Source organism: Proteus sp. fly-1067 (assembly GCF_040139345.1).
GTDB classification, from domain to species: Bacteria; Pseudomonadota; Gammaproteobacteria; order Enterobacterales; family Enterobacteriaceae; genus Proteus; species Proteus vulgaris_B.
In genome coordinates, this window is record NZ_JBEEUL010000183.1 from 1 (window position 1) to 581 (window position 581).

Consider the following 581-nt stretch of genomic DNA (forward strand, 5'->3'; position numbering starts at 1 on the left):
CCAATAGGTATTGTGATCTTACTGGCAGGGATCGCTTACATGTGGGTTGCTCGTCGTTGGCTAGGGAGTAGTGAGCCTAATAAATTACCTGAGCGCTATCAGCGTACTTTCCGTGATTTAATTCGTGATTATAAATTAACGGGTAGGGCTCGTCGTCTTGCTATTCGTAAAGGTTCACCATTAATTGGACACTCCCTCGATGAATTACATTTACGTTCGCGTTATGAAGCTAACGTGGTTGGTATTGAACGTTGGCGTAAATTTCGGCGTGTTATGGTGAGTGCAACGGGAGGGACGGAATTAAGAGAGCAAGATGTTTTATTAGTGGATATTGCGGTGAGTGATGATGCTCTGCGACAGTTTTGTTTTGAGCAAAAGCTTGAACCGATGATCTTACGTGGCGATTATTTTTCCGACCAGTCGCGTGATGTGGGGATGGCTGAAGTATCGATGAACCCGGATTCCGAACTATTGGGCAAAAGCCTCCGAGATATTAAATTTCGTACTCGTTATGGTCTAAACGTTGTTGGTATTCGACGTGATGGTAAGGCGATAGGGGGGAAATTAGTTGATGAACCACT

Annotated in this window: 1 protein-coding gene; it reads left to right on the forward strand. The window is 44.6% G+C overall.

The annotated features are described in order from the left end of the window. Positions 1-581: cation:proton antiporter regulatory subunit (locus ABN217_RS19885; RefSeq protein WP_349459948.1), on the forward strand; the 581-nt coding region annotated here is incomplete at both ends.